The sequence below is a fragment of the Streptomyces sp. NPDC002602 genome, from assembly GCF_042889445.1.
In the GTDB taxonomy this organism is placed as follows: domain Bacteria; phylum Actinomycetota; class Actinomycetes; order Streptomycetales; family Streptomycetaceae; genus Streptomyces.
The window spans coordinates 151,182-176,216 of record NZ_JBIAQX010000010.1; the positions used below are offsets into that span (position 1 = coordinate 151,182).

Consider the following 25,035-nt stretch of genomic DNA (forward strand, 5'->3'; position numbering starts at 1 on the left):
GCCCCGGCCCCTTCGCGCACGTGCGGGGCCGGGGCCGTCCGTCAGGGTGCGCCGGGCGTCGCGTACGGCAGCGGCTGGGTGCTCACCCGGTCCAGCAGGACGATGTTCGGATTGCAGTCCGCCGCCTGGACGGTCACGGAGCCGTCCGGCCGCCGCTCCACCACCAACAGGCTGAAGTCGGCCAGCGCCTGGAGCTGCGTCGGCTCGACCGCGTACTCGTAGACGCGCTGCTCACCGCGCGCGAGGCTGGTGCTCTGGCCGTCACTCGTCGTGTACGAGGTGGACTCGTTCGTCGAGTGGGTCGTGCTGGTCGACGTGCCGGTCGTCTTGTTGTGGCTGCCGCCGGAGCTGCTGCTCGTCGAGAACGAGGCGGGCCCGCTCTGGTAGTTGCTGGAGCTGCTGTTTCCCCAGTTCGACCCCCGGCTCACCGACTCGCTGTACGTGGTGCCGGTGCTCACCGACGACCCGAAGGTCTTGGCCACGGAGGTGCTGACCGTCGTTCCGTCGGTGTTCGTCAGCGAGTGCAGGACGAAGGAGTGGTGGCGGCCCATGAAGTCCGCCGCGACCCCCGCCTCCTGGTGGTTGCCCAGCTTCATGAAGCCGACGGTGCCACTGCCGATCACCTCCTGGGACCCCTCGCGCAGGTGCGGGTGCAGCACGGTGAGTTGCGCGCCGCGCCGCTCGCAGACACTGGCCAGCTGTTCCAGGTACTGCCGGTGGAGGCCCTTCTCGCCGAGCGCGACGACCACCGACGGCGCGGCCTCCGGGAAGGAGGCCAGGCGCCGGGTCACGCTCTGCACCGCCAGGTCCGCCAGCAGCTCGGTCCCGGCCGATCCCATGGTGAAGTCCATGGCGATGCAGGTGAGGTAGCCGGGGCCGCGCCCGTTGCGCTCGGCGCCCAGACGCTCCAGCGGATGGACGAACGAAGCGAGCCGCAACAGGCTGTCGCGTATCTGGTCCTTGTTCTTGTCGCCCACCAGGTCGTCCGCGATGCGGTTGCGTTCGGCCCGGGTGAGGGCCTCGGTGTCGTCGGTCTCGCCCATCAGCGCCCGCAGACCCGCACCCAGGCGGGCCGGGGTGACGTCGTCGCCGAGTGCCCCGCACAACTGGTGGAGGATCCTGGTGTCCATGACCCGCGCGGCCCTGTTGGCCTCCGAGCCGTCGGCGTACACGGCCTCCACGAGGGTGTCGACCAGCTCCTGCGGCGTCAGACCGCTCACGATCCCGCTCTCGGCCAGGCGGCTCGGCAGCAGTTGTACGTCGACGGGGACGTCGGCGAGTTCGGCGAGCGTCGCCAACTCCTGGCACACGAGGGCCTGCGTCAGGTCGAGGACGATCAGCGGTCGCTGCTGGAGCGTCGACGTGCCGAAGACGGTGAGGAAGCCCTCTCGGCTGCGCTGACTGCCGCCGAAGATGTCCAGGCGCCGCGTACCCGGTTCCGCCGGGAGCGCGCCCCACGCGTCCAGGCTCCGCACCCACTGGTCCTGTGCCGCGTCGTGCTGGTGGCGGCGCTGGTTCCAGTCGTGCCAGGCGTACTGGAAGTGGTTCTCCAGTTCCGTGCGCTTGGTTTCCAGTTGTGCGCCGGCCGTCGTCGCCGACCGTCCGGCGTGGCCGACCAGGACCAGGCACACCACCGCGGCCACCACGGCGAGCACGGCCATGAAGCTGCCGACCACGGCGGCCAGCAGCAGCAACACGAGCACGATCGCGCCGCCGGTCTTGACGGTGGAGTCCTTGCGCTCCTGGTGGGTCAGTCGGGCGGCGTGCGCCCGGTTCTCGTACGCGATGGGTACGGGATGCCGCTGCGGTTCGGGCTCGGGGAAGGGCCGGCGCAGCGACTCGGGGTCGCGGTAGGTCCAGCCCAGCCGCTGCCCGGGGGCGAACAGGCGCAGGTGGTGGTCGGGTGGTGCCGTGCCGGCTCCCGCCACGGTCGCGGTCGTTGGGTGGGTCATGAGGCCGGCCCTCCGTTGGGTGCGAGGGGTCCGGCGGGTCCGGCGGGTCCGGCCACGAACGGCTCCAGCGCGCGGATGCGCCGGTGCAGCGGGGGATGCGTGGCCATCAGCCGGTCCATCAGGCGCTGTTTGCCGTTGTCGTCGTCGGCACCCTGGGCGTGCCAGTCCGTGAACGTGGCCAGCAGCAGGGGCCCGTAGCCGATCTCCGCGGCGAACCGGTCGGCCCGCAGCTCACCGAGCCGCCCCGCCCAGGCGAGGAGGACGGGGACGGCGAACAGGGCGAGCGCGGGCGGGAAGGCGAGGGCCAGGGAGATCGCGAGCGCACCGATGATCAGGGCGAACAGGAGCGCGCCGAGGCAGGCGATCTGCGCGGCCACCAGGAAGACGAACGTCACCACGAACTTCACGACGGCCATGACGATCCGGGCCGGGAGCGCGTACCAGACGCCGAGCAGCCCGGACCAGGCGTGACCGCCGACGTGGTGGCCCAGTTCGTGGGCGAGGACCGCGCCCAGCCGCTCCGGAGGAAGGGTGTTGAGCGACTTGTGCGTCACGCTGACGATGTGGCCGGCGGCGGCGAAGGCGTTGATCTGACTGCTGTCCTCGACCCACAGGTCGTAGCGCGAGCCGTCGATGCCGGCCTGCCGGGTGACGTCGTCCCAGAGCGGCCGGAGCCTGGCCAGTTCGGCGGCCGTGGGTTCACGGACCTTGAACAGCGTCCGGGCCAGGGCGCGTTCGGTCGGACGGTGGAACATCAGGGCACCGGACGCGAGCCAGGCGATGACGAAGACGACGTCCAACCCCGTGGGCAGCAGTCGGGAGACCAGCCAGATGACGAGCAGACTGCCGAAGAACAGGGGCAGGTTGAGGAGGATCGTGGTGATGGACGACGAGTCCGCGCCGCGACGGACCGCCGGCGGCGCGGCCGGATCGTACGCGGCCGGCGGGTAGGCGGGTGCCTGGTACGCGGCCGGCGGGTACGCGGGTGCGGGAGCTCCGCCCGGCATCGGTGGGTGTCCGGGCTGCGGCATCCCGAGCGTGGGAGGCGCGGGCGGGGGAGTCGGGCCCGGGGCGGGGTGGTACCCCGGACCCTGCCCCTGACCAGGCACGGGCGGGTGCCCGGAAGGCTGGAAGCCCGCGGCCGGCGGTGTCGGGAAGGCGCCGGGGGCGTGCCGCGGCGGAGCGGGCGCGGCCGGCCGGTCGTGGGAGGCCTGTCCGGCGTACGTTCCGTACGCCGGGGGAGGCGGCGTGGCCGGGTGGCCCGGTGCCTGCGCGGGCGGGGCCGGCGGGTAGGGGTGGCCCTGTTGGGGATGAGCGGGCGCGCCCTGCGGGTAGGGGTGACCCTGCTGCGGATGAGCGGGCGCGTCCTGCGCAGGGGCCGGTTCCTGGTGCCCCGGCCGCTGTCCGTGCGGAGAGGGCGGGGTCGTGGGTGAGCCGGGTTCGGTGAATTCGCCATCGCCCGGGGGGTGGTGCGGTAGGCGAGGATCGACGGGTTGAGTCACGGAATTTCCGCCCCCATGGGTGCCATGCGCTGTAAAAGGCGCTGAAATCTGGATGATTGACCAGATGCTGACTCGGCAGACGGTTCATGGGAGATCCCAGTGATTCGACTCGCCCCCGAATCCGCCGAAGCGGAGAGTCATGTCATCTTTCGACCTTGAGGTCGAGTCATGCTGCATCACCCTTGGCCCGACGTCCAGTTCGCTTCCCGGCGGAGAGTGCGGTATCCACCGCCGGGTTGGTCTCGATCTTGATCGACTCCAGGCCGTGACCCGGCAAACCCTTCCGGCCTAGGATGTGCCGTCGAGATCGATCTACGGGGGCCGGGCTGTGTCGACCATGCCGCGCGAAGGCGAAGGCGAGCAGGACACGTCGACGGGACGCCGGACATGACGGCCGCGGACACCGACGGCCGGGCCTGGCACCACCTCCTCGCCATGCCCACGTACGCACTGACCGAGGTGCCGCGGCAGCGCCCCGACGCCTCCCGCCCGGCGGACTCCGACGACGAACTGCGCGGGCACCGGTTCGCCGCCCTCGTCTCCGCCTTCCACGCCCGCGACCCGTACGACCCGGGCGGGGGCGGCGTCCTCGTCGGCTGGTCGCGCCCGTCGGCCGCCCGGCCCCTCGACGTCTTCCTCGGCGGAGCCTCTCTGGCCGGCGGTGACGACACCAACGACCCGGGCACGATCCTGCTCCGCCTCCCCGCCGGGGCGCGAGCGCGGCGGCAGCCCCCCGGGGCCGTCGCCGCCGGACTCGCCCACTTCCCCCACTGGACCGCCGTCGCCGCGGTCGCCGACGGACTGCTCGCCGACGACGAGAACCCGGAGCGGGCGGCGCCCCGGCTGCGCCCCACGCTCGAGGACTGTCTGCTCGGCGTCTGGCAGGAGGGCTTCGCCTGGCTGCTCCTCGCCGATCCGGTCGCGCCGGACGAGCTCGACGAGCTGACCGGCGAGACCGCGGACCGGCAGCGAAGGGCCCAGTCCAAGGCGGCGGGCTCCCCCGAGTACGGCCTGGCAGCCGCCCGGCTGGAACGCAGGCACAAGGAGCTGGCGAAGGCGTCCGCCACCGGCCTGTGGCGCATACGCCTGCTGGCCGGCGGCCGTACGCCCGAGGACGCACGGCGGGTGGCCGCCCTGGTCTGCGCGTCGGCCGACCTGGAGGGGCTCCCGTACGCGCTCAGGCCGACCGGTCGGGTGGGCGACCTCGCGTCGGTCCTCACGGCCGGAACCGCGACCGGTGCCGGGACGGGGGCCGACCTGCCGGGTGCCGCGCACTTCCCCTTCCACGGGAGCTCGGAGCTGCTGGCGGCCCTGGCCCGACCCCCGGCCCGGGAGGTGCCCGGCGTACGGTTCGCGCTGCGCCCCGAGTTCGACGTGACCCCGGAGACGGCGTCCCGGACCCCCCGGCCGGGCGCCGATCCGATCCGACTCGGCACGGTCCTCGACCGCAACCGCAGCCCCGTCGGCGCCCTCGACCTGTCGCGGTCCACCCTCAACCGGCACACCTTCGTCTGCGGAGCGACGGGCGGCGGCAAGTCCCAGACCGTACGCGGCCTGCTCGAAGCGGCCACGCGGGAGGGGTTGCCGTGGCTGGTCGTCGAACCGGCCAAGGCGGAGTACCGGTTCATGTCCGCCCGCCTGGGCGACGAGCACGAGGTCATCGTCATCAAGCCCGGTGACCGTGACGCCCTCCCGGCCGGCCTGAACCCGCTGGAACCGTCCGTCTTCGCGGATGGCGAACGCTTCCCCCTGCAGACCCACCTCGACATGGTCCGCGCGCTCTTCCTCGCCTCGTTCGACCCGCAGGAGCCGTTCCCGCAGGTGCTAAGTGCCGCGTTGACGCGCTGTTACGAGGACCTGGGCTGGGACCTCACCCTCGGCGAACCGCGTTTCGCCGGGACGGAGCCGCGCTACCCGACGCTCGAGGACCTGGAGCACACGGCCCTGCGGATCGTCGCGGAGATCGGTTACGGCAAGGAGATCACCGACAACGTCCAGGGCTTCATCAAGATCAGGCTCGCCAGCCTGCGGCTCGGCACGACGGGCCGGTTCCTGGAGGGCGGGCACCCCGTCGACTTCGGTGAACTACTCAAGCGGAACGTCGTTTTCGAGATCGAGGACGTCGGTGACGACAAGGACAAGGCGTTCCTGATGGGGACCATCCTCATCCGGCTCGTCGAGTACCTGAGGATGGAACAGCGGACGACCCGTCGGCTCTCCTTCCCCCTGCGCCACCTGACCGTCTTCGAGGAGGCCCACCGGCTGCTGCGCCGCTCGGAGGACGGCGGGGCGAGCGCCCACGCCGTGGAGATGTTCGCGGGCCTGCTGGCCGAGATCCGCGCGTACGGGGAGGGCCTGGTGATCGCCGACCAGATCCCCGGCAAGCTGGTCCCCGACGTCATCAAGAACACCGCGGCCAAGATCGTCCACCGGCTGCCGGCACGGGACGACCGCGAGGCCGTCGGCGCCACGATGAACATCACCGAGGCGCAGTCGGAGTACCTGGTCACCCTCAAGCCCGGTGAGGCGGCGGTCTTCGCCGACGGCATGGACTACCCCCTGTTGGTCCGCATGGAGGACGGCACGTCGCGCGAGGACGCGGCGGCCATCCGTCCGGCGTCCCCGGCCCCGATGGTCGCGCCGCGCAGCGGGGCCTGCGGTGAGGGCTGTTCGGCGGCTCCCTGCACGCTGCGGCAGCTACGCACGGCGCAGCGGCTGACCGAGCAGGACGAGCTCCGCATCACCCTCTGGGCCGAAATGGCGGTGGCCGCCCATCTGTTGGGCTGGGTCACGCCCTTGCCGGGCGAGGCCATGCGCCGCGATCTGGCTCCGTACCGGGCCTCGGATCGGCGTCTGGTGGAGTGCGCCATCGGCCAGGCCGTCGACCGCGCGGTGCACAGCCGGGTCGGCGCCCCGGCCTCACCGACCGCCCTGGCCGGGCACGTCGCCGCGGTGATGCGGGCCCAACTCGACGGGTCCGATCCCTGCCCGGTCGCCGAGCCGCGGTGGAAGGCGCGCAAGGGGACGAAGACGCGCCAGTACTACCACGGGCGCCACACGCCGTCCGTGCTGGAGGAGACCGTCGGCTGTGCGGACCCGTCGGAGGACTGGTCCAGGCGCTTCGCCCGCGCGCTCGCGTGCTTCGCGCGCAAGCCACGCAAGCCGGTGCTGCCCGAACCGTCAACGGGGGACACGAGATGAGCGAGCTCGACACGACCGGCACCAGAGAGGCGGACGTCCCGCGGCCCTCTCCACCGCCGGATGTGCCGGAGCCCGTCGGGGAACCGCGGGAGGCGCCGGAGGCGGACGGCGACCAGGCTCCTGACGAGGACGGGGTGGACGATCACGCCGACCCGGAGGGGCCGGAGCAGCCCGAGGTCTCCGACGACCCCTCTGAAGACGACCCCTCTGAAACCGCCGATGCCTCAGGCGAGGCTGCGGACGACCCCGCCGACCCCGCCGACCCCGCCGAGCCCGAAGAGCCCGAAGAGTTCGAAGAGCGCGAGACCTCCGACGGCATCGATGACGCGGGGGCGGGCGAGGACGTCGAGCCGACGGAGTCGGACGACCCCGAGGGCCCGGTGGAGCCTGAGCCGGAGTCCGTCGACAACGTCGCGGATGCGGGTGCGGATGCGGATCCGGATGACGCGGGCGAGGACCTCGAACCGGCGGAGCCCGAGGCTTCCGATGAATCGGCGGAGCCGGACTCCGTCGATGACGCCGTCGATGCCGTCGACGCCGTGGATGCCCGGGCGCAGGCGGCCCGGGCCGACGGGCTGATCGACGACGCAGGGCGCGTTCCGGTGGAGGAGCTCGAATCGGGAGACCGGGTACGTGGCCGGCCGTGCGACGACACCGGGTACGAGATTCGGGACGAGGACCTCGAGTACCTGGGCCTGGACGAGCAACAGGTCGAAGCCTGGCAACGGTTCGAGGCACCCCTGGGAATGGCTCCGGAGCAGTTCAAGGAGTTCAAGTCCAGCCTGAACGACGCCCTTGCGGCGGACGGAATCGACCCCGAGCGAGTCGACATCCGGCTGCAGGGCTCGTCGGCGCAGTTCTTCTCCGGTTCCCACAAGGACTTCCCCACGGAGAGGGATCTCGCCGACCAGCCCGAGGCGCAGACCAGGCTGGCGGATTGGATGGGGGACCGGCCGGAATCCGAACGCCCTGCCCGGATACCCTTCGACGCCAAGCACCTGCTGAAGGTCGAGGATGCCGAGGGCGTGGCCGAGCCGCCGAGCGACTACGACGTCCAGATTTCTTCCGACAGCATGGTCGACAAGGCCACGGAGACATGGGAGGCCGCCGATCCCGCTGAGCGGAAGCCTGACGTCATGCACCCGAAGTACGGCTTCGTGGACAAGAGAGTCGCCGAGCGGGCGTTCCCCGCACTGGACGAGTGGACGAAGCACTGGGAGCAGGAGACCGGCCGCGAAGTGGCTCCGGCCCTGTTCTCCTCGGAGGGCCCTCCGGACACGAGCGGCGTCGGTACGGGAATCTCCACACACTTCCGCGACACAGACTGGATCATCAACCGCCCGGGAGGCGACGCACGTGAATAGGCAGCTGAGTGTCCGGCTCAAGGGGGCCTTCTCCAAGGGAGGGCTTTCCGTGTTCCGGGAGCAGGTGGGGTTGACTCCGCGCGGTCGTCTCGATGACGACTGGGACGAGGAGCTCGGGAGGCTGGAGCTGCGTGCCAAGGAGGAGGGCAGGGTGAAACTGTCGCTGTGGCGCTACGCGGATGACGACTGGCTGCTCTCCCTCGACTACGCGCGCGATCCGCTGCCCGCCGAAGAGGCGGAGGCACTGCGACGTACGATCCTGGACGCGGTGGCCCACGCGGGGCTGACTGTCACCGCCCAGGTCTCCTCCTAGGCCGTCCCTTCCGGATCTTGCCGGACCCGCGCCGCCCGGCAAGATCCGAAAGAGACGGCCTAGCGCCGTGAACCTTTCAGGTCACGGCACCAGCACTCGGAAAGGGCGAGAGCATGGCGAAAGCAGAGTTCTACGTGTCGGTCGATGTGGAGGCCGACGGGCCGGTGCCCGGGCCGTTCTCGATGTCGAGTTTCGGTCTCGCGGTGGCGGGGGTCCGCGACGGGGACGGGTTCCGGGTGGTCGACCCCGCCGAGCGCACCTTCTACGCCGAGCTCAAGCCGATCGGTGACGACTTCGACCCGGAGGCCCTGGCGGTCAGTGGCCTGGACCGCGGGCGGCTGGCGCGGGAGGGGCTGGATCCCGCCGAGGCGATGAACGGTGCGGCCGCGTGGCTGGCCGCCGTGTCGGACGAGCTGGGCGCCACGCCGGTGTTCGTCGCGTACCCGCTGGGTTACGACTGGATGTGGATGTACTGGTACTTCATGCGGTTCGCCGAGGGCGGTTCGCCGTTCGGCCATTCCCGCTGCCTGGACCTGAAGTCGTTGTACGCGGCCAAGGCCGACGTGCGGATCGGGGATGCGACGAAGCGGTCGATGCCGGGTCACCTGCTGTCCTCGCGCCCCCACACCCACAACGCCCTGGACGACGCGATCGAGCAGGGCGAGCTGTTCCAGAACCTGATGCGCTGGGAGGCCCCCCGCGCCGACCACCGGGGCCTGCCGCCGAGGTGAGCTTGCGTCGCCGAGTGGGAACGCGTGCGCGGCCGTGGCTGCCTCGGTCTGTGCCGGGGCGGGCGCGGCGGGACGACGTCCCAGGCCCTGCCCCGTCACACAACGCGCGGTTGTGACCGCCGGTCGACGGGTTGTTTGACCCGCCGGGATGCCACTCGCTTTGATTCCTCCCGTCCACACGAGGTGGACGAGGTGGTTCCACGAGCGGGCGAGAGGTGCGTCGATCATGGTGGCTGGACGCTCGCTGGGCCGGCCGTTCTGCCGGCTCTGGACGGCGTACGCGATCAGCACCCTCGGTACGTGGCTCGCGTTCGACGCGTTCCCCCTGATCGCGGTCCTCGTCCTGCACGCCGGACCGACCGGGGTCTCGCTGCTGGCGGCCGCCGGACCGGCGGTCGGTGCGGCGCTGGCGCTGCCGCTCGGCCCCTGGCTGGAGTTCCGCCGCAAGCGGCCCGTGATGGTCGCGATGGACCTGGTCCGGTTCGCCGCGCTGATGAGCGTGCCCGCGGCGTACGCGCTCGGTTGGCTCGGCTTCCCCCAGCTCCTGGTCGTGGCGATCGTCGTCGGCGCGGCCGACATCGCCTTCACGGCGGCCACCGGCGCGTGCGTGAGGGCGCTCGTCCGGCCTGAGGACCTGCTCGTCGCGAACGGCCGCTTCGAGTCCACGACCTGGACCGCCACCATGCTCGGACCTCCGCTCGGCGGGGCCGCGATCGCCGCGTTCGGCCCGGTGGTGACCGTGGTCGCCAACGCGGTCAGCCACCTGCTCTCGGCGGCGGGAATCCGCGCGATGGGCGGCCCGGAGCCGCGACCCGCGCCCGGCCAAGCACCGCCCCGGTCACGCGTCGGCGAGGTGTTCGAAGGGTGGCGGTACATCCTGGCGGACTCCGCTCTGCGCCCGCTGTTCCTCAACACGGTCCTGGTCAGCGGCCTCATCATGGCGACCTCGCCGCTGCTCGCCGTCCTCATGCTGGGCCCGCTCGGGTTCGCGCCCTGGCAGTACGCCCTCGCCTTCGCCGCGCCCTGCGTGGGTGGCCTGATCGGCTCACGGCTGGCCCCGCGGCTGGTCGCCCGGTTCGGCCGGCACAGGGTCATGCGCACCGCCGGGACGCTGCGGGCCTGCTGGTCGCTCGGGACGGCCTTCGTCGGCCCCGGCGCCGCCGGGCTGGTGTTCCTCATGGCCGTCGAGTTCGGGTTGATCACCTGCATGGGGGTGTTCAATCCGGTGTTCGCCACCTACCGGCTCGAACGGACCCCGGAGGACCGGGTCGTCCGTACCCTGGCCGCGTGGTCGGTCACCAGCAGGGCGGCCATCGCCCTGCTGACCGCCCTGTGGGGCCTGCTGGCCGCCGTCACCGGCCCGCGCACGGCCATCGCGGTCGCCGGTCTCCTCATGTGGGCGACCCCGCTGCTCCTTCCCCGGCACGACCGCACGCCACGGCCCGGACGCGAAGCGGCCCGCGACCGCGCGTGACGCGGGCGGGGGCGTGGGCGGGGCGGTGAGGGGCGCGCCACGAGGGGGAACTACCGTGGCGGGCATGGGAATCACCTGGCCGCGCAGGCGGGGAGTGCTCGTCTGCGCCGTGGCCGCCGCGTCCCTCTGCGCCGCCGTCGCCGTGTACGCCCGCGCCGACTACAGCGTGCCGGCGGGACCCTTCGCCCGGACCGCTCCGTGTTCGGACGTGGTCGCGCGCCTTCCCGAGACCCTCATGGGACGCGGACGCGACGCGGTCGACGGCGCGGGGACCGCCGGATGGGGCGCCGGGGCCGTCGTGTTGCGCTGCGGCGCGGAACCCCTCGCCCCGACCATCGACACCTGTGTGAACGTCAACGGCTTCGACTGGGTCCTGGACGACGCCAGGGTCGAGCGGGACGGAGCGTGGGTGTTCACCACGTACGGACGCGAACCCGCGGTCGAGGTGGCGTTCGCGCGCGGCTCCCAGCCCGCGGGGGACGCCCTGGTCACGATCAACGACGCCTTGGGCAGTCTCGCGCGGAAGACCGGGTGTCTGGCGCTGAGCGACACCTGACGATCGGTGTCCCGGACCGAGCCGGTCGCCGCCCCGAGCGGGCGCAGAGGCGGCCCGGATCACCGCCGTGTCGTGATCCGGGCCGGGCGCCGGGGAGGTCAGGCGCCGTGTCGACCGGCGAAGTCGACGATGAGCCGCTGCCACTCCTCGGGGCGTTCGACCATGGGCAGGTGGCCGGTGGCGATCTCCACGAGTTCGGCACCGGGGATGCCGTCGGCGAGCTGACGGTGCAGGCGGGTGGACGTGAACCGGTCCTGGGTGGTGGAGATGACCAGGGTGGGTGCCTGGACGTGCGGCAGGTCGTCGCGCACGTCGATCCGGGGTGCCAGTTCGGCCTGCTCGGGGGTGCCGTCGACCACTCCGGCGGCGGTGAATCCGACGGCCTGCCGGAGCTGCTCGTCCGGCATCGCCTCCAGGGCGTCGGCGCCCACGGCCATCATCGTGAGGTACTCGGCCAGGAGTTCACGGTCGCCCGACGCGGCCAGCTTGCGCCAGACCGGCAGGGCGAGCGCGAGCCGGTTGTCGCGGTGGGCGAAGGTCGCGGTCAGCACGAGAGCGGTGACTCGCTCGGGGTGGCGGGTGGCCGCGCGGATCGCGACGGGGCCGCCGAGCGAGTATCCGGACACCGCGAAGGTGTCCAGGCCCTCGGCGACGGCGCCGGCGACGAGCTGGTCGGCCAGGTCGTCCAGCGACAGCGGCGTGGTGGAGCGGGGGGTGTCGCCGCTGCCGGGGTAGTCGACGCCGACGACGGTGTGGTGCGCGGCGAGGCCTTCCAGGATCGGGCCGTAGGTGCCGGCCACGCTGCTCCCGGCTCCGTGCGCGAGTGCGAGGCCGGGGCCGGAGCCGAGGACGGTGCGGGCGAAAGAGGGTTCGGGGAGGGGGTGTGCGGACATGACGGTTCCCATGTTCGAGACGGCGGGTTTCAGGTGGTTCGCTCTTCGGTGTGCCCTTGTGGCGGACAGGGCGGTAGCGGACTGCTCCGGCAGGCCCCGGGGCCGCCGCTCCGAGCGGGCGGGGCGGCGGCCACCGGAGGTCAGGGCAGCAGGACGGCCTTGCCCCGGTTGAGGTGGGCTTCGAGGTCGGCGTGCGCCCGCGCGGCCTCCGCGAGGGGGTAGGTGCGCCAGACCGGGACGGTGAGCCCTCCGTCGGCGGCCAGGGCGACCAGCTCGGACAAGGACTCTCCGGTCTGCTCGCCGCCGCCCGCGCTGAAGCGGACGCCGTGCCGCGCGGCGGACATGTCGGCGATGGTGACGACGCGCGCGCTGTCGCCGGTCAGGGCCACGGAGTCGGCGAGCACGCCGGCGCCCGAGGCGTCGAAGACGGAGTCGACGCCCTGTGGCGCCGCGGCCTTCACCCGCTCCACCCAGCCTTCGCCGTAGCGGACCGCGCCCGCTCCGAGCGCGGTCAACCGCTCGACGTCGTGTTCGCCGACCGTTCCGACGACGGTGATGCCCCGGGCGACGGCCAGTTGGGCCGCGATGATGCCCACGCTGCCCGCGGCGCCGTGGATGAGCAGGGTCTGCCCGGCCCGCACGTCCAGTTCCGCCAGGACGCGGGCGGCGGTCAGACCGACCGTGACGAGCGAGGAGGCGACGTCCCACGGCAGGGCGTCGGGTTTGGCCACGGGCCGGTCGAGCAGGGCGTACTCGCCGTAGCTGCCGCCGGTGGTCGAACCGAGCACCGCGTCGCCCACGGACGCCTCGGCTCCTTCGCCGACGGCGTCGACGACACCGGCCGCGTCCAGGCCGGGTGTCACGGGGAAGTGGGCCGGGGCGTTGCCGGCCATCAGCCCGGATCGGATCTTCATGTCGAGGGGGTTCACGGACGCGGCCCGCACACGGATGCGGACCTGGCCGGGACCGGGCTCCGCGGTGGTGACCTCCGACAGTCGCAGCACGTCGGCCGTGCCGTATTCGGAGAAGGTGATCGCTTTGGACATCAGGGACTCCCGGGTGGTCGGGTAGGGGCCTCGTCGACGACTGGCGGGGGCGTCAGCCGTTGAGGGTGGGGTAGTCGGTGTAGCCGCGGTGGTCGCCGCCGTAGAAGGTGGACTGGTCCGCGGTGTTGAACGGGCCGCCGGCGGCGAGGCGGCGCGGCAGGTCGGGGTTGGCCAGGAACAGGGCTCCGTAGGCCACCATGTCCGCGCTCCCGTCCTCGACCAGCTTCAGCGCGTCGGGACCGGTGACGTCCGGGTGGGTGAACGGATTGAGCACGAACGTGCCGGGCCACGCCGTGCGCAGCCGCGGCGTGAGCTCGGGGTCGGGTCCCTCCATCAGGTGCAGGTAGGCCAGGTCCAGTCCGGCGATCCGCGCCAGGAGCGCCTCGTAGACCTCGCCGGTGTTGGTCTCGGACATGTCGTTGTACTGGTTTCCGGGCGAGATCCGCAGGCCGACGCGCTGTGCGCCGATCGCTTCCACCACGGCGGTGACGACCTCGACGGCGAATCGGATCCGCCCTTCGATGTCACCGCCCCAGGAGTCGGTGCGCCGGTTGGTGCGGTCGGCGAGGAACTGGTGGATCAGATAGCCGTTGGCGCCGTGGAGCTCCACGCCGTCGAAGCCCGCCTCGATCGCCTGGCGCGCCGCGGCGGCGAAGTCGGCGATGGTCTGCCGGATCTCGGCGTCGCTCAGTTCCTTCGGCGTCACGAACTCCTTGGGCCCCTCGTGGGTGAAGACCCGGCCGTTGGCGGTCACCGCGGAGGGCGCCACCGGCACCAGGCCGTCGGGCAGCAGGCTCGGGTGGCCGATCCGCCCGGTGTGCATGAGCTGGGCGAAGATCACGCCGCCCTCGTCGTGCACGGCGTCGGTCACCTTGCGCCACGCCCGCACCTGGCCGGTGGTGTGCAGGCCGGGGGTGTCGGGGTAGCCCTGGCCGACCGGCGAGGGCTGGATGCCCTCGGTGACGATCAGCCCGGCCGAGGCGCGCTGCGCGTAGTACGTCGCCATCAGCTCCGTCGGTTCCGCGCCGGCCCCGTGGGCGCGGCTGCGGGTCATCGGAGCCATCACGATGCGGCTGGCGAGGCGCTTGCCGCCCAGCTCGATCGGATCGAACGCGGAGGTCGCGGTGGTCATGTCGAGTCCCCTCGAAGTGGTGGGTCTGGACGGCACGGGCACGGCAGGGTGCCCGAGTCGACGCAGTTGCCTGTCTGAACAAGTAAATCACCTGTCCGAACAAGTAACCAGTCCGGGTTTGTTCCCCGGACCCAAGAGGGAAGTGAATGACGCGACAGGAAGGGCCCAGTGAAGGTGCTCTGACCTGGGCATATCAGAAAGGTGTCGGAGTGGCGCCATCGGCTTCAGGTGGCGGTAGGGTTACCTTGACCGGGCAGTAAAGCTGGCCGATCGGTAACGGGAGGAAGACGATGACGCAGCTCACGCCGGACACCGGGGGCAAGCTCGCGGTGACGGAACAGGAAGCCACCGTGCCGTTGCCGGCGGCGGCCGGCGGCGGACCCGTCAGTCACGCGATCTTCCGCCTGGCCCGCCTCCACCGGATGTTCGCCGGTCAGCTGCTGCGCCGCATCGGCCTGCACCCGGGCCAGGAGCTGGTCATGATGCACCTGTGGGAACGCGGTCCCCAACGGCAGATCGACCTGGTGCGGCTGATGGACTCCGACGCGGCCACCATGACCCGCACCGTCCGACGCCTGGAACAGTCCGGCTTCGTCCGCCGTCGGCCCTCGCCCACCGACAAGCGCGCGTCGCTGATCGAGCCCACGGCGGCGAGCCACGCGCTGCGCCGTCAGGTCGAAGAGATCTGGACCCGACTGGAGGACATCTCGACGGCCGGCCTCACGGACGATGAGCGCGCGGCCGCCCTGCACACCCTCGAACGCCTGGAGAAGAACCTCGTGGAGGCGGCCGTCGACCCCACCTGCGAGGTCGGCGTGGAGCGCTGAGCCCGCCCCGGGGAGGGGAGGCGCCCAGGGAGTGCGGCTCGCTGACGCCCCCGAGCCCGGGCCCGCCCCGGGCGTCGTTTCAGTCGGCGTTCCCGAGGCGGTCGCGCTGGATGCGGTGGGCGAGGGCGCGGCGTACGGAAGGCGGCCCGGCGGGCTCGTCGGCGGCGCCGGCGGCCTTCGGCGGGACGTCGAGGCCCCGGCTGATCTCGTCGTAGGCGGTCCGGTGGTCGGCGGGGAGTTCTGCCCGGTGCAGCCGCAGGTCCTCTTCGACGAGGCGCCGCAGCTCGTCGACCGTCCCGGGCGTGAAGCGCCTGCGCCCCCGGGCGATGGCGTGGACGAGACGCGCGCAGCGGGCGCCGCCGTCGAGGGTCTCGGCGAGCGCCTCGGCCAAACCCCACAGACGCCCTTCCAGCCAGGGCGCGTCGCATTGGTCGAGGGCGAGCCCCATCGGGGGTGCCGGGTCGTCCGCCTTGTGCTTCGCCACCTGCTTGGACACGGCCGGCTGGCTCATGTCGCTCAGGCGGGCGATCTTCTCCTGGGTCCAGCCGTGGTCGACGAGCGTCCTGATCATCTCGGCCCGCAGCCGTCGCGCCTCCTCGCCCGCGCGGATGACGTCGTTCAGGTCGGCGAGCATCCGCCCGGCCTGCTCGTCGGTCAGCGTGGCGGCGCCGCGTCGCGTGAAGTCTTCGCTACCCATGGCTCTGTTGTACACCGGAACCCGCTCGCCCATAACCAGGTTGTACAACCGGGTTATGGCCGGCAGGGTGCACGTCATGCCCACCTTTCACGCACCCGACGGAACCCGGCTCGCCTACCGCGTCACCGCAGACCCGGCCCCGTCCGCCGTCGACGCCCTGGCCGGGGCGGCCGGCCCGATCGTCTGCGTCCCGGGCGGTCCCGCGGACTCCCGCTACCTCGGCGACCTCGGCGGCCTGTCCGCGCACCGCCCGCTGATCGTGCCGGACCTGCGCGGCACCGGCGGCTCGGCGGTACCCGAGGACCCCTCGTCCTACCGCTGCGACCGCCTCGTCGACGACGTCGAGGCGCTGCGCGTCCACCTCGGGCTGCCCCGGATGACGCTGCTCGGCCACTCCGCCGGCGCGAACATCGCCACGCAGTACGCCGCCCGGTACCCGGACCGGCTCGACCGGCTCGTCCTGGTCGGCCCCGGTACCCGCGCCGTCGGCCTGGACATCGGTGCGCGGACGCGCCGTGAACTCGCGCTGCTCCGGCGCGACGAGCCGTGGTTCCCGAAGGCGTTCGCCGCCCTGGAAGCGATCATGGAGGGCACGGGCGGCGACACGGAGGCCGTCGCCCCCTTCTTCCACGGCCGCTGGGACGCCGAGGCCCGCCGACACCACGAGGCGGGCCGGCCGGACAACGCGGAAGCCGTCGCCCTCTTCGGGGCCGAGGGCGCCTTCACCCCGGAGGCCACGCGGGCGGCGCTCGCGGGGTTCGAGGTCCCCGTGCTGCTGCTCGTCGGGGAGTTCGACCTGAACAGCCCCCCGGCGTCGGTGGCCGAACTCGCGACGCTCTTCCCCGACGCCGTGCTCGTGGTGCAGCCGGGAGCGGGCCACCACCCCTGGATCGACGACCCCGACCGGTTCGTGGCCACCCTCGCCGCCTTCACGGGGTGAGCGGCGCGGCTCGCCGCCGGAACCGCGTGTGGCGGTCTCGGCCCGGTCGTGAGGTGGGCCGCTCAGTCGTCGGTGAGTCGGCCTTCGAGGTCGATGACCCACCGCCGCGCCCACTCGCGCAGGTCGGCGATGGCGTGCGCGTCGAGACCGTACTCGGCGAACTCCTCGTCGTCGTACCACTCGGAGCCGGCCAGCCGGTCCCGGAGGTCGTCGAGGCGGAACTCGTCGCGCCCGTGCCGCGCGCCCAGACGCTCCAGTTCGCCCAGGTCGCGCCGGCGCAGGCGGTGGGCCGCCTGTACGTCGATGAGATCGCGCGGGGCGCCCCGGTCGGCCAGAGCGCGGACCTTGGTGCCGATCACGTCGTCGAGGGCGAGGACCGGCCCGTACTCGGTGTCCTCCGGTGCGGACCAGAGGTTCTCCTTGAGGACGTCCACCTCGCACCGCGCGCCGTCGACGGGGTCGGTGACCATGAGACGAGCGGCGAGCGGGTCCACGGCGACGACCTCCACGGCCCAGCCGCGCTTGGTGAGCTCGTGGACCAGGTCGGCCGAGATGTCCTCCATCGGGGCCGGGTTCTCGGTGGCGACGTCGAGGTCCTGGCTGAGCCGGTCGACGAGCCCGTGGGCCTGCACCGCGTAACCACCGGTGAGGACGAGCGGGTACGGGGAGCCGATGGCGATGACGTCGGCGAGGAGTCGGCGGTGCAGCCCGCTGAGGTTCACGCGAGCGTGGCGGTCCGGGTCGGGAGCTGCGGGAAGCGGTCCTCCCAGACCTGCCGGACGTGCCGGCTGACCAGGGTGCGCAGGACGGGCCACTGCGCGATCAGCAGGTCACGGTCCAGGAAGGCGATCAGATCCTCGCGCCGGCCCTCGGCGAGGACCGTCCGGTACAGGCTCATGCGCTGGCGCGGGCGGTCCAGGTCGTACGTCCGCAGCCCGGACCACGCGACGTGCGGCGGCAGCGCCACCGGCCCGCGGACGGGCCCCGTCAGCTCGGCGAGGGAGCCGGGCAGGCGGCCGGCGTACCGCGAGCGGAGCACCTCGCCGACCGGTGCCGGCGGGACGGGAGAGGACAGCTGGGCCATGGGGCCAGTATCGCGTGTCCCACTCGTCCCCGGCACGACGGGTGGGGGATTCCCCCGATGGTGTGCGCCGGCCCAGGGCCTGTCGTCAAGGTGGCGTCGTCGCCCGAAGGGCGGCCTCGCGGCGTCTGGTGCGTGCTCTCGGCGTGCCGGGCGGAAGCCCGCGTACTGGACGTACTGGGGCTTTCGCCCGGTGCGGCGAGAGTGCGTGCCAGGCGTCGCGAGGCAGATGACACTTTGACGACAGGCCCTAAGGGGTGGCCCCGGGCCGCCGGCCGAGCGGCAGCAGGTACTGCAGCGGCTGTTCGAGGTCGTCCAGCCCGAGGAGTTCGTGGGCCAGGTCGTCGTGGAAACCGCCGAGGGGGGTGCCGGCCAGGCCCAGGGCCGTCGCGGTGAGCAGCAGCGTCTGCGTGAGGTGGCCGGTCTCCAGCAGGGCCAGGCGCAGGGCGCGCAGGCCGTAGCGGCGGCGCAGCACGCCGAGGTCCGCGTACACGGCCAGAACCACCGGCGCGTCGTCGATGCCGATCCAGTCCGGGTCCGTCGCGGGCCGGGACAGGTACGTCGACAGCGCCTTGATCGCCTCCACCGGGGGGACCGGCCCCACGCGGCGCAGCGTCCGCGACCGCGGAACGCACTCCCAGGTGCCCGCGGGGACACCGGCCGTGTCGAGGACCAGCAGCCGCACCCGGGCCGTGTACAGGGCGCCGGCGCTCGGGTGGGGGCGGTGCACGAGGGAACGGGTCGAGCCGTCCGCGAGGTGCTGCTCGGAGCGGCCGCTCTCGGCCAGCGAGTGCCACAGCAACGCGCCCAGCGTGTCCGCGTCGAGCGGCCCGGTGAGTGCGCCGCGCAGCGAGGACCGGCCCGCGAGGACCTCGCGCAGCGACACCTCGGGGAGCGGACCCGTCGGCAACGCGATCTCCGGCCCGGCCGATCCCCATCCCGACCGGCCGGACGCCGACGCGGGGGAGAGCGGCGCCGACGGCCGCAGGGCCGTGTCCTCGCCGCGCCCGATCTGGAACTTGCTGCGCTCCAGGTAGCGGAAGTCGGGGGCGGCGTGCGAGACCGGGAAGTAGTCGGCGGGCGCCTCCGCCGACCCCGAGCCCGGCGTTCCCGAGTCCGTCGTCCCCGGGCCCGCCGACCCCGAGCCCGTCGTCTCCAGCAGGGTCCGGGCGACCAGCCGGCACACGGCCCGCTCCTCGTCGGGGGTGACGCCGAGCCGGTTGAACAGCATGTGGAGCTGCGAGGCCCACACCCAGGCGTACGAGGCCCCGGGCTCGCCGTCCGCCCGCAGCGTCGCGTCGGCCTCCCGGACCCGGTCCGTCCAGCGGAGCAGCCAGGGCGCCGCCGTGCCGTCCGCGAGCCGCCGCCGCAGGTCCGCCGCGCGCCGCCCCAGCGTCGAACGCTGCGCCGCGTACACGGAGTTGACCCGGGCGTGTATCGAGGCGCCGGGCAGCAGCGGCACCTCGGTGACCCACCGCCAGCCGGCCGCGTGCCCGCGCAGCCAGCGCGCCGCGGCGAGTTCGTCCATCCCGAGCCCGTACGCCGTCGCGTGCGCCAGGTCGGCCGCGATCGTCAGCCGCGTCGCCGCGCCCCCGTCCCGCACCTCCCGCAGGGCTTCGACGACCACCCCGGTGGAGGCGGCGAAGACGTCCTCGGCGACCGGCAGCGCGAGCGGGCCGCCGTACCGGTCCGTCTCGGGCACGTACGGCACCGACCGCACCTCCCCGTGGGCGGACGGCCACGGGCCCGGCACCGAGGGCACCTCCTTCGCGGCCCGCGCCAACTCCTCCGGCAGCCGGGCCGCCGCCGCCGGGTCCGCGCCCCGCACCCGGATCCGCAGGTGCGGGCCGTCCTCCCCGTAGCGGATGAAGAACCACCGGTCGGCCTCCCCGGCCGCCACCAGGCCGTCCAGCAGCGGGGCCGCGGCCTCCAGCAGGAACGCGTCGGCGTCCTCGGCGGTGGAGTGCAGGAACAGGTGGTGGCTCTGCCAGGTGTCGGTCGTCGTCATCAGCGGTCCTCGTCGTGGGCCCGTGCCCGCGGTGGGCCCGTGCGTCGTGGGGTCAGGGGAAGGGGTGCGGGTGGATCGTGAGGTCCTCCGGGCGGAACGGCCGGTCCGTGCGCCCCAGTCGGTACGGCACCTCCAGCAGCCGGGGAAGCCCCCGGGTGCGGTGGTTGACGTGCCCGAAGGTCATCGGCAGGGCGCCCGGGACGACGACCTTCACCGCGTGCAGTCCGAGCCGCCGGCGCAGCCCCCGCTCGGACTGGTCGACGGTGATCACCTCCAGACCGGCCCGGGACAGCCGCTCCACGTTCGCCCCGAGCAGGTCGGCGAGGTCACCGACCGGTTCCGGCGCCCCCGGCCAGGCCTCCTCGACCGACAGGACGGGCGTGTCGGCGAACAGGAACTCCAGGCGCGGGCCCGCCTCGGGCAGGGTGTTCACGCCGACGTGGTCGTCCAGGGACACCACCAGCTCCGGCCGCTCCAGCATCGGCCGCAGCCGTCGCGGGTCGCGCGGGCCGGCCTCGGCCAGGGAACGGTGCCCCGCGTCCAGCACGTTGGTGACGACCTCGGCCACCGCGGAGCGGATCGCCGCGCGCGGGTCGTGGTGGGCGCCGGCCGCCAGGAACATGCGGGGCGCCTGCGGGTGGGAGCCCTCGTACCGGCAGACCGCCACGACCGCCGGGACGCCGAAGTCGTTCGTCGCGTCGAGGAGGACGAGCCGGTAACCGGCCAGCGCCGCACGGTCCGCCAGCAGCGCCGTGTCCGGGTCGTCCGGCGGGGGCAGCACCCGGCGCAGGGGCGTCGCCGCGTACCACGCCATCAGGAACGCGTCGCGCTCCGCCACCTCGAACAGCCCGTAGAGCGCGGCCTCTTCGGGGCTGTTGCCGAGGCCGCAGCCGTTCGAGGACTCGTACACCACGCGGGTCCGGTCGCCGCCGGGGACGTCCCAGTACGCCACGTGCTCCGGGACGGCCGTGGTCCGCCGCCGGGTGAGCGACCAGCCGTGTACCCAGTCCATGACCAGGTCCGGGGTGTAGGGCACGGTCGGTGACGACGGGTGGCCGTGGTGGGCGGGGTCGGGCAGGCCGAGCCGCCGCGGGTCCACGGCCCGTTCGGGCCCCAACTCCGTGAACGAGGCGCGTAGTTCCGTGCGCCGGCCGGTCGGCCGCATGCCCGTGTACCGCTCCACGCTCTCGAACAGCGCGATCCGCTCGCTGTCGTCGAAGTCCCGGGACCGGCCGTACCCGCCGTCGTCCACGAGACGACCGTCGGTCACGAACGCGCTGGTCAGGCAGAACGCCGAGTCCTCGGACCGGAACAGCCGGCGCACCGGGCCGAACCGCTCGTCGTACAGGGCCTCGCGCAGTCGCGCGGGCGCGGTCAGCGGGTTGGGCGCGCGGAGCACGTACGGATCGGGGAGCGGCCGGGGGGCCGACGGCAGCGCGGCGACGTCGGACGCCGAGTCCGAGGGCAGCGGGTGGCACACCGCGCAGCCGCCGACGGGGCGGACCCGGTGCGTGGACCAGGTGCCGCGCCCGAGGTGCACGACGTACACGACGGCCGACTCCGTATCGGGCTCCGTACCCGGCTCCGTATGGGGCTCGGTCTCCTCGGGGGCGGCCGGTTCCAGCAGCTCCAGCGCGAGGGCGCCCAGCGACTCCGACAGGGCAGGCGAGGGCACGCCGGCCAGCTCCAGGGTCGGGCTCCGCCACGGCACGCGGCCGCCCGCCGTGGCCAGCCGCTGGTACTCGGCGCAGCACAGGCACGCCGCCGCGCCCGGCCGCAGCACTGGCCCGACCACCGCCAGCGCCCCGTCGAGACGCACCGGTACGAACTCCACGGGGTGGCCCAGCGCGTGCCGGGTCAGCTCCTCGGCGAGGCCGAGCGTCCACCGGGGCAACAGGACCACGGCCGCCCCGGACACGGCCGCCGTCGCGGAACCGGCGTCGAGCACGGGGACCGGCAGCGCCCCGAGCGGACCGGACGGGGCAGGCATCGGGGCCGTGGTCGGGGCCGTGGTCGGGGCCGTGGTCGGGGCCGTGGTCGGGGCCGGGGCCGGGGTCTTGGTCGGGGTCGGGGTCGGGGTCGCAGTCGGGGTCGCGGAGGTCATCGTGTCTCCCGGGGGGTGCGCAGAACGGTGAATCCGAACGCCCGCAGCAACGCCCCGGGTTCGCCGGTGTTCCCGGCGGTGGGCGCGTCCGGGGCCGTATCCGCGCCCGTCAGCCGGCGCAGCGCGTCCTGGAGCGCCTCCTCGCGCCCGGCCAGTTCGGCCAACCAGCGGCCGGTCCACCCCGAGTCCTCCCAGGCGGCAGTCCGCACCCCGGCGGCGGCCAGTGGCGCGACCGCGCCCCCCGAGCCCGAGGCGAACGCGCTGGTGGGATCGGGGGCCGAGACGCAGGCCACGGCCGCGAGCGCGGCGAAGGCGGCCGCGTCGCCCGGCGTCGCCTCCACCGCGTCACCGAGCAGGGGGAGAACACGCGACGCGGCCGACGACGCCTCGCCGTGCCCGGTCGGGCGGACGACCGCGCGGTACACGTCCTCGCCCGGAGCGACCCGGAACACCTTCAGGTGCGCGGGGACGCCGAGACGGTCGGTCAGCGTGGTCCACCAGTGGCGCACCTGCGGGTGTCCGGACCACCGGTCGGCGGGCACGGCACGCAACCCGTCCGCCGGCTCCGGCAGGCCGCCGGCGACCGCGCGCAGGGCCCGGCCCCGGGCGTGCCCCGGGTTCGCCCCGACGCTGAAGCCGTCGCCGCCGAGAAGGAGTTCGGCGGCCCGGCAGAACAGCTCCAGGCGGGCCAGGTCCAGCCGGGGCGCGCCGCCGACCAGGACGCCGTCAGGGTGGCCCGCCCGGCGCATTACGCAGTGCGCGAGCGGTACGGGCAACTGGCGCAGGTCCCCCGGGAGCGGCTCGGGCAGCAGCCCGCACCGGTCGTCGGTGAGGGCCGCCAACCGCCGCAGCGCCTCCCCGAGGGTGGCGGCCGCAGGCAGGAGCCCCCGCCGATCGGCATCCACCAGGTCGGGTCCGAGCCAGTTGCGGTAGTCCGCCCGCGACGGCCGGGCGTTCGCGAGCAGTACCGCGGGCAGCCCGGGCAGCAGCCGGTCGTCCTCCCCTTCGTCCGCCGGGTCCGGCAGCCCGGCGGCCCCGCACAGCAGCCGGTGCGCGGCGGCGCCCGAGAGCAGCGCGAAGAACGCGGCGGGCACGGCGGGTACGGCGGGTACCTCGGCCGTCGCGAACACGGCGGGCGTGGCCTGTGTGGCGGGCGCTCCCGGCGGTCCGGGGCGGTCGAGCCGGGCCTCCAGGGCCTCGGCCTCGGACCGGATCTGGGCGGGACTGCCGAGCGCGGTGGCGTACCCGCGCCCGGCGCGCCGGCCGACCGCCACGCCCCGGACGGGACCCGGCCCTCGGGCGTACAGGAGGACCCGGTCTCCGGGGAGATCCGGATCGACGGTGTACGCGACGGGCAGCCCGCCCGCCGCCAACGCCCGCCCGGCAGCCCTGGCCAGGGGGCCGTCGGGAGCGCCCGACACCACCTCGGCGCGGGTTCCGAGGAGCGCCGCCCGCGCGGTGTCGGGCCGCTCGGCCGTCACACCGAGCCAGTCCTCGACCGGACCGGTCGGGGTGGTCCGTGCGGTGGTCGGGTGTGGCGTCGGGTCCGCCATGAGCAGGTCGTGCGCCTCCAGTTGTCCCACGAGCGTGTCCACCGCCCGGCGCAGCGCGGAGCCCGGCTCCAGGCCGCCCAGGAACTCCTCGAACCCCCCGTCGCGCAGGGGCTCCTCCACCACGCGCCACAGGGTCGGCAGCGCCTTGCTGCCCTCCAGGGTGACGCTCCCGCGCCGCCCGCGCAGGTGCAGGCCTTCGCGCAACGGGGTCACGGCCACCCCGGGACGCAGCCGCCGCACGGCCCGGGAGCCCGCATCCGGCCCCGGGCGCGCGCCCGGCCCCGGCCCCGGCCCCTGCCCCGGGCGCGCGTCCGTGCCCGTGCCCGCGTCCGGACGGGCGGCAGAGCCCGCGTCCGCGTCCGCGCCCGTGCCCGTACGCGCGTCAGAGCCCGAGCCCGGGTCGGCGTCCGCTGTGGCGGGCTCGCGCGGGGTGGTGGGGTGCTCGGCGCTCACGAGGCCCCCTCCACGGCGTCGACGGCCGCGCCGAGCTCCGTACGCCAGTCGCAGCCGGTCAGGCCTGGCACCGTACGGATCACCAGGTGCGCCGCCAGGTACCGCTCCGGCGGGCGGACGTCGCAGATGGCCAGCAGCCGGTACAGGGCGTTCGTGGACGCACGGTGGATCAGGTAGTCGGGGCGGCTCCACATCGACCCCTCGGGGTCGGAGCGACTCAGCAGTTCGTGGAAGGCGCTGTAGCCGGTGCGTTCCTCGTGGTTCCAGCGCCGCGCCGTCCCCGGGTCCCCGGTGGCCGCGGCCCGCGCCCGGTACGCGTCCGGGGAACCGTGCAGGTCCGCGCCCCCCTCGTACCGGTCCCGGACCAGGTCCCAGGCGCCCGCCGAGTACGCGGACCAGGCCCGCTCCCACCCCTCGGCGCCACCGCCGGAGATCCGCCCGACGAGCCCGGTCACCGCGTCCTCCACGCGCTCGGCGTGACGTTCGAACCGGTCCCGCAGCCGTCCGTCCGGATCCTCGTGGAACAGGAAGTCCTCCAGGTGCGACACGTACGAGTAGTGACCGCCCGCCAGCCCGCCGGGGTGGGCGCCGGCGTGCGCGGCGAGCGCGACCACCGCGAGCTGGACCCGGGCCTGTGCGGAATCGCCGTGCTCGCCGAGGAAGGCGGCGCCGGCGCGCAACGGGCCCAGGCCGGCGCGCAGGAGCTCGTCGCGCAGGTCGGCGCCGTCGTCGCCGAGGAGACCGCGCAGCGCGGTGCGGTCGACGGCCTCGACCCGGACGGTGTTGTCCGCGACGATCGGCCCGTAGGGACCGGCGACGAGTTCGGCGCGGCCGGCTTCCTCCGCCCGCTCCAACAGCTCGGCCTCGGTGAGGTCGCCGTGCGAGGGGTGGACCCGGAGCCAGGCGCGGACGTCGGTCACGGCGGCCTCGGCGGCGGCGTCGACCCGTTCGCGCGGGCCCACCAGGCGCAGCCTCAGGTGCGGGCCGTGCAGCCAGTGCCGCTCCACGTGGGCGGCGCACCCGTCCGCCGCGAACGCCTCGGCGAGCGGCAACACCACCTCACGCAACAGGGGCGCCTTGACGGGGTGGTGGTGGTAGACGACCACGTCCCGGGCTTCCCGGACGTCCCCGGCCTCCGGGGCGTGGCCGTCGCTGGATCGCACGCCTCGCACGCCTCGCACGCTCTCTTCCGGCTCTCGTGATTCTCG

The 25,035-nt window shown here is 73.9% G+C and carries 20 protein-coding genes; 8 read left to right on the forward strand and 12 right to left on the reverse strand.

Features of this window, described 5'->3' with window-relative positions; genetic code table 11:
* Positions 1–41: 41 nt before the first annotated feature.
* Complete coding sequence (locus tag ACFYW3_RS24960; protein ID WP_389387378.1) at positions 42–1,952, reverse strand: hypothetical protein; 1,911 nt, start codon at positions 1,950–1,952, stop codon at positions 42–44.
* On the reverse strand, positions 1,949–2,959 hold the full coding sequence (locus tag ACFYW3_RS24965) for a M48 family metalloprotease (RefSeq protein WP_351760959.1): 1,011 nt from the start codon (positions 2,957–2,959) through the stop codon (positions 1,949–1,951). Before ACFYW3_RS24965 ends, ACFYW3_RS24960 begins: the two co-directional genes overlap by 4 nt.
* An 882-nt stretch (positions 2,960–3,841) precedes the next feature.
* Here ACFYW3_RS24965 and ACFYW3_RS24970 point away from each other — a divergent pair.
* The 6 genes from ACFYW3_RS24970 to ACFYW3_RS24995 all read left to right on the forward strand — a co-directional run bounded on the left by ACFYW3_RS24970 (position 3,842) and on the right by ACFYW3_RS24995 (position 11,093).
* Positions 3,842–6,655, forward strand: coding sequence for a helicase HerA domain-containing protein (locus tag ACFYW3_RS24970; RefSeq protein ID WP_389387379.1), 2,814 nt, complete (start codon positions 3,842–3,844; stop codon positions 6,653–6,655).
* On the forward strand, positions 6,652–8,019 hold the full coding sequence (locus ACFYW3_RS24975; RefSeq protein ID WP_389387380.1) for a hypothetical protein: 1,368 nt from the start codon (positions 6,652–6,654) through the stop codon (positions 8,017–8,019). Before ACFYW3_RS24970 ends, ACFYW3_RS24975 begins: the two co-directional genes overlap by 4 nt.
* Positions 8,012–8,332 carry a hypothetical protein gene (locus ACFYW3_RS24980; protein ID WP_351760952.1) on the forward strand — a complete coding sequence of 107 codons (321 nt, stop codon included), beginning with the start codon at positions 8,012–8,014 and terminating at the stop codon, positions 8,330–8,332. The genes ACFYW3_RS24975 and ACFYW3_RS24980 overlap by 8 nt, the downstream gene beginning before the upstream one ends.
* Before the next feature lie 113 nt (positions 8,333–8,445).
* Positions 8,446–9,063 carry an exonuclease gene (locus ACFYW3_RS24985; protein ID WP_389387381.1) on the forward strand — a complete coding sequence of 206 codons (618 nt, stop codon included), beginning with the start codon at positions 8,446–8,448 and terminating at the stop codon, positions 9,061–9,063.
* Between the two features lie 226 nt (positions 9,064–9,289).
* Complete coding sequence (locus ACFYW3_RS24990; RefSeq protein ID WP_389387382.1) at positions 9,290–10,537, forward strand: MFS transporter; 1,248 nt, start codon at positions 9,290–9,292, stop codon at positions 10,535–10,537.
* Positions 10,538–10,601: 64 nt separating this feature from the next.
* Positions 10,602–11,093 carry a DUF3515 family protein gene (locus ACFYW3_RS24995; protein WP_351760944.1) on the forward strand — a complete coding sequence of 164 codons (492 nt, stop codon included), beginning with the start codon at positions 10,602–10,604 and terminating at the stop codon, positions 11,091–11,093.
* Between the two features lie 98 nt (positions 11,094–11,191).
* Here the strand turns inward: ACFYW3_RS24995 and ACFYW3_RS25000 are convergent, their stop codons facing one another.
* From ACFYW3_RS25000 to ACFYW3_RS25010, 3 genes are all read right to left on the reverse strand, one after another.
* Positions 11,192–11,986, reverse strand: coding sequence for an alpha/beta fold hydrolase (locus tag ACFYW3_RS25000; protein WP_389387383.1), 795 nt, complete (start codon positions 11,984–11,986; stop codon positions 11,192–11,194).
* A gap of 140 nt (positions 11,987–12,126) precedes the next feature.
* A complete protein-coding gene (locus ACFYW3_RS25005) occupies positions 12,127–13,032 on the reverse strand; it encodes an NADP-dependent oxidoreductase (protein WP_389387384.1) in 906 nt (301 codons plus the stop codon).
* Between the two features lie 52 nt (positions 13,033–13,084).
* Positions 13,085–14,164: an alkene reductase gene (locus ACFYW3_RS25010; protein ID WP_351760936.1), complete on the reverse strand. Its 1,080-nt coding sequence runs from the start codon at positions 14,162–14,164 to the stop codon at positions 13,085–13,087.
* Between the two features lie 290 nt (positions 14,165–14,454).
* On the opposite strand from ACFYW3_RS25010, the gene ACFYW3_RS25015 reads away from it, so the two are divergent.
* A complete protein-coding gene (locus ACFYW3_RS25015) occupies positions 14,455–14,991 on the forward strand; it encodes a MarR family transcriptional regulator (RefSeq protein ID WP_351760933.1) in 537 nt (178 codons plus the stop codon).
* Positions 14,992–15,070: 79 nt separating this feature from the next.
* Here the strand turns inward: ACFYW3_RS25015 and ACFYW3_RS25020 are convergent, their stop codons facing one another.
* Complete coding sequence (locus ACFYW3_RS25020; RefSeq protein ID WP_351760931.1) at positions 15,071–15,688, reverse strand: sigma-70 family RNA polymerase sigma factor; 618 nt, start codon at positions 15,686–15,688, stop codon at positions 15,071–15,073.
* A 76-nt stretch (positions 15,689–15,764) separates the two neighbouring features.
* Between ACFYW3_RS25020 and ACFYW3_RS25025 the strand changes: the two genes are divergently transcribed.
* Entirely contained in the window at positions 15,765–16,628 is an 864-nt protein-coding gene (locus tag ACFYW3_RS25025) for an alpha/beta fold hydrolase (RefSeq protein ID WP_389387385.1), read from the forward strand.
* A 62-nt stretch (positions 16,629–16,690) separates the two neighbouring features.
* Here the strand turns inward: ACFYW3_RS25025 and ACFYW3_RS25030 are convergent, their stop codons facing one another.
* From ACFYW3_RS25030 to ACFYW3_RS25055, 6 genes are all read right to left on the reverse strand, one after another.
* The gene (locus tag ACFYW3_RS25030) at positions 16,691–17,350 is read right to left on the reverse strand and encodes a nucleotidyl transferase AbiEii/AbiGii toxin family protein (RefSeq protein ID WP_351760925.1); all 660 of its coding nucleotides are present in this window, start codon (positions 17,348–17,350) and stop codon (positions 16,691–16,693) included.
* Positions 17,347–17,712, reverse strand: a complete 366-nt coding sequence (locus ACFYW3_RS25035; protein ID WP_351760922.1) for a hypothetical protein — start codon at positions 17,710–17,712, stop codon at positions 17,347–17,349. The genes ACFYW3_RS25030 and ACFYW3_RS25035 overlap by 4 nt, the downstream gene beginning before the upstream one ends.
* 247 nt (positions 17,713–17,959) lie before the next feature.
* The gene (locus tag ACFYW3_RS25040) at positions 17,960–19,717 is read right to left on the reverse strand and encodes a thiopeptide-type bacteriocin biosynthesis protein (protein WP_389387386.1); all 1,758 of its coding nucleotides are present in this window, start codon (positions 19,715–19,717) and stop codon (positions 17,960–17,962) included.
* Between the two features lie 52 nt (positions 19,718–19,769).
* A complete protein-coding gene (locus ACFYW3_RS25045) occupies positions 19,770–21,821 on the reverse strand; it encodes a TOMM precursor leader peptide-binding protein (RefSeq protein WP_389387387.1) in 2,052 nt (683 codons plus the stop codon).
* Positions 21,818–23,827, reverse strand: a complete 2,010-nt coding sequence (locus ACFYW3_RS25050) for a hypothetical protein (RefSeq protein WP_389387388.1) — start codon at positions 23,825–23,827, stop codon at positions 21,818–21,820. Before ACFYW3_RS25050 ends, ACFYW3_RS25045 begins: the two co-directional genes overlap by 4 nt.
* The gene (locus ACFYW3_RS25055) at positions 23,824–24,990 is read right to left on the reverse strand and encodes a lantibiotic dehydratase C-terminal domain-containing protein (RefSeq protein WP_351760246.1); all 1,167 of its coding nucleotides are present in this window, start codon (positions 24,988–24,990) and stop codon (positions 23,824–23,826) included. Before ACFYW3_RS25055 ends, ACFYW3_RS25050 begins: the two co-directional genes overlap by 4 nt.
* Positions 24,991–25,035: the final 45 nt, after the last annotated feature.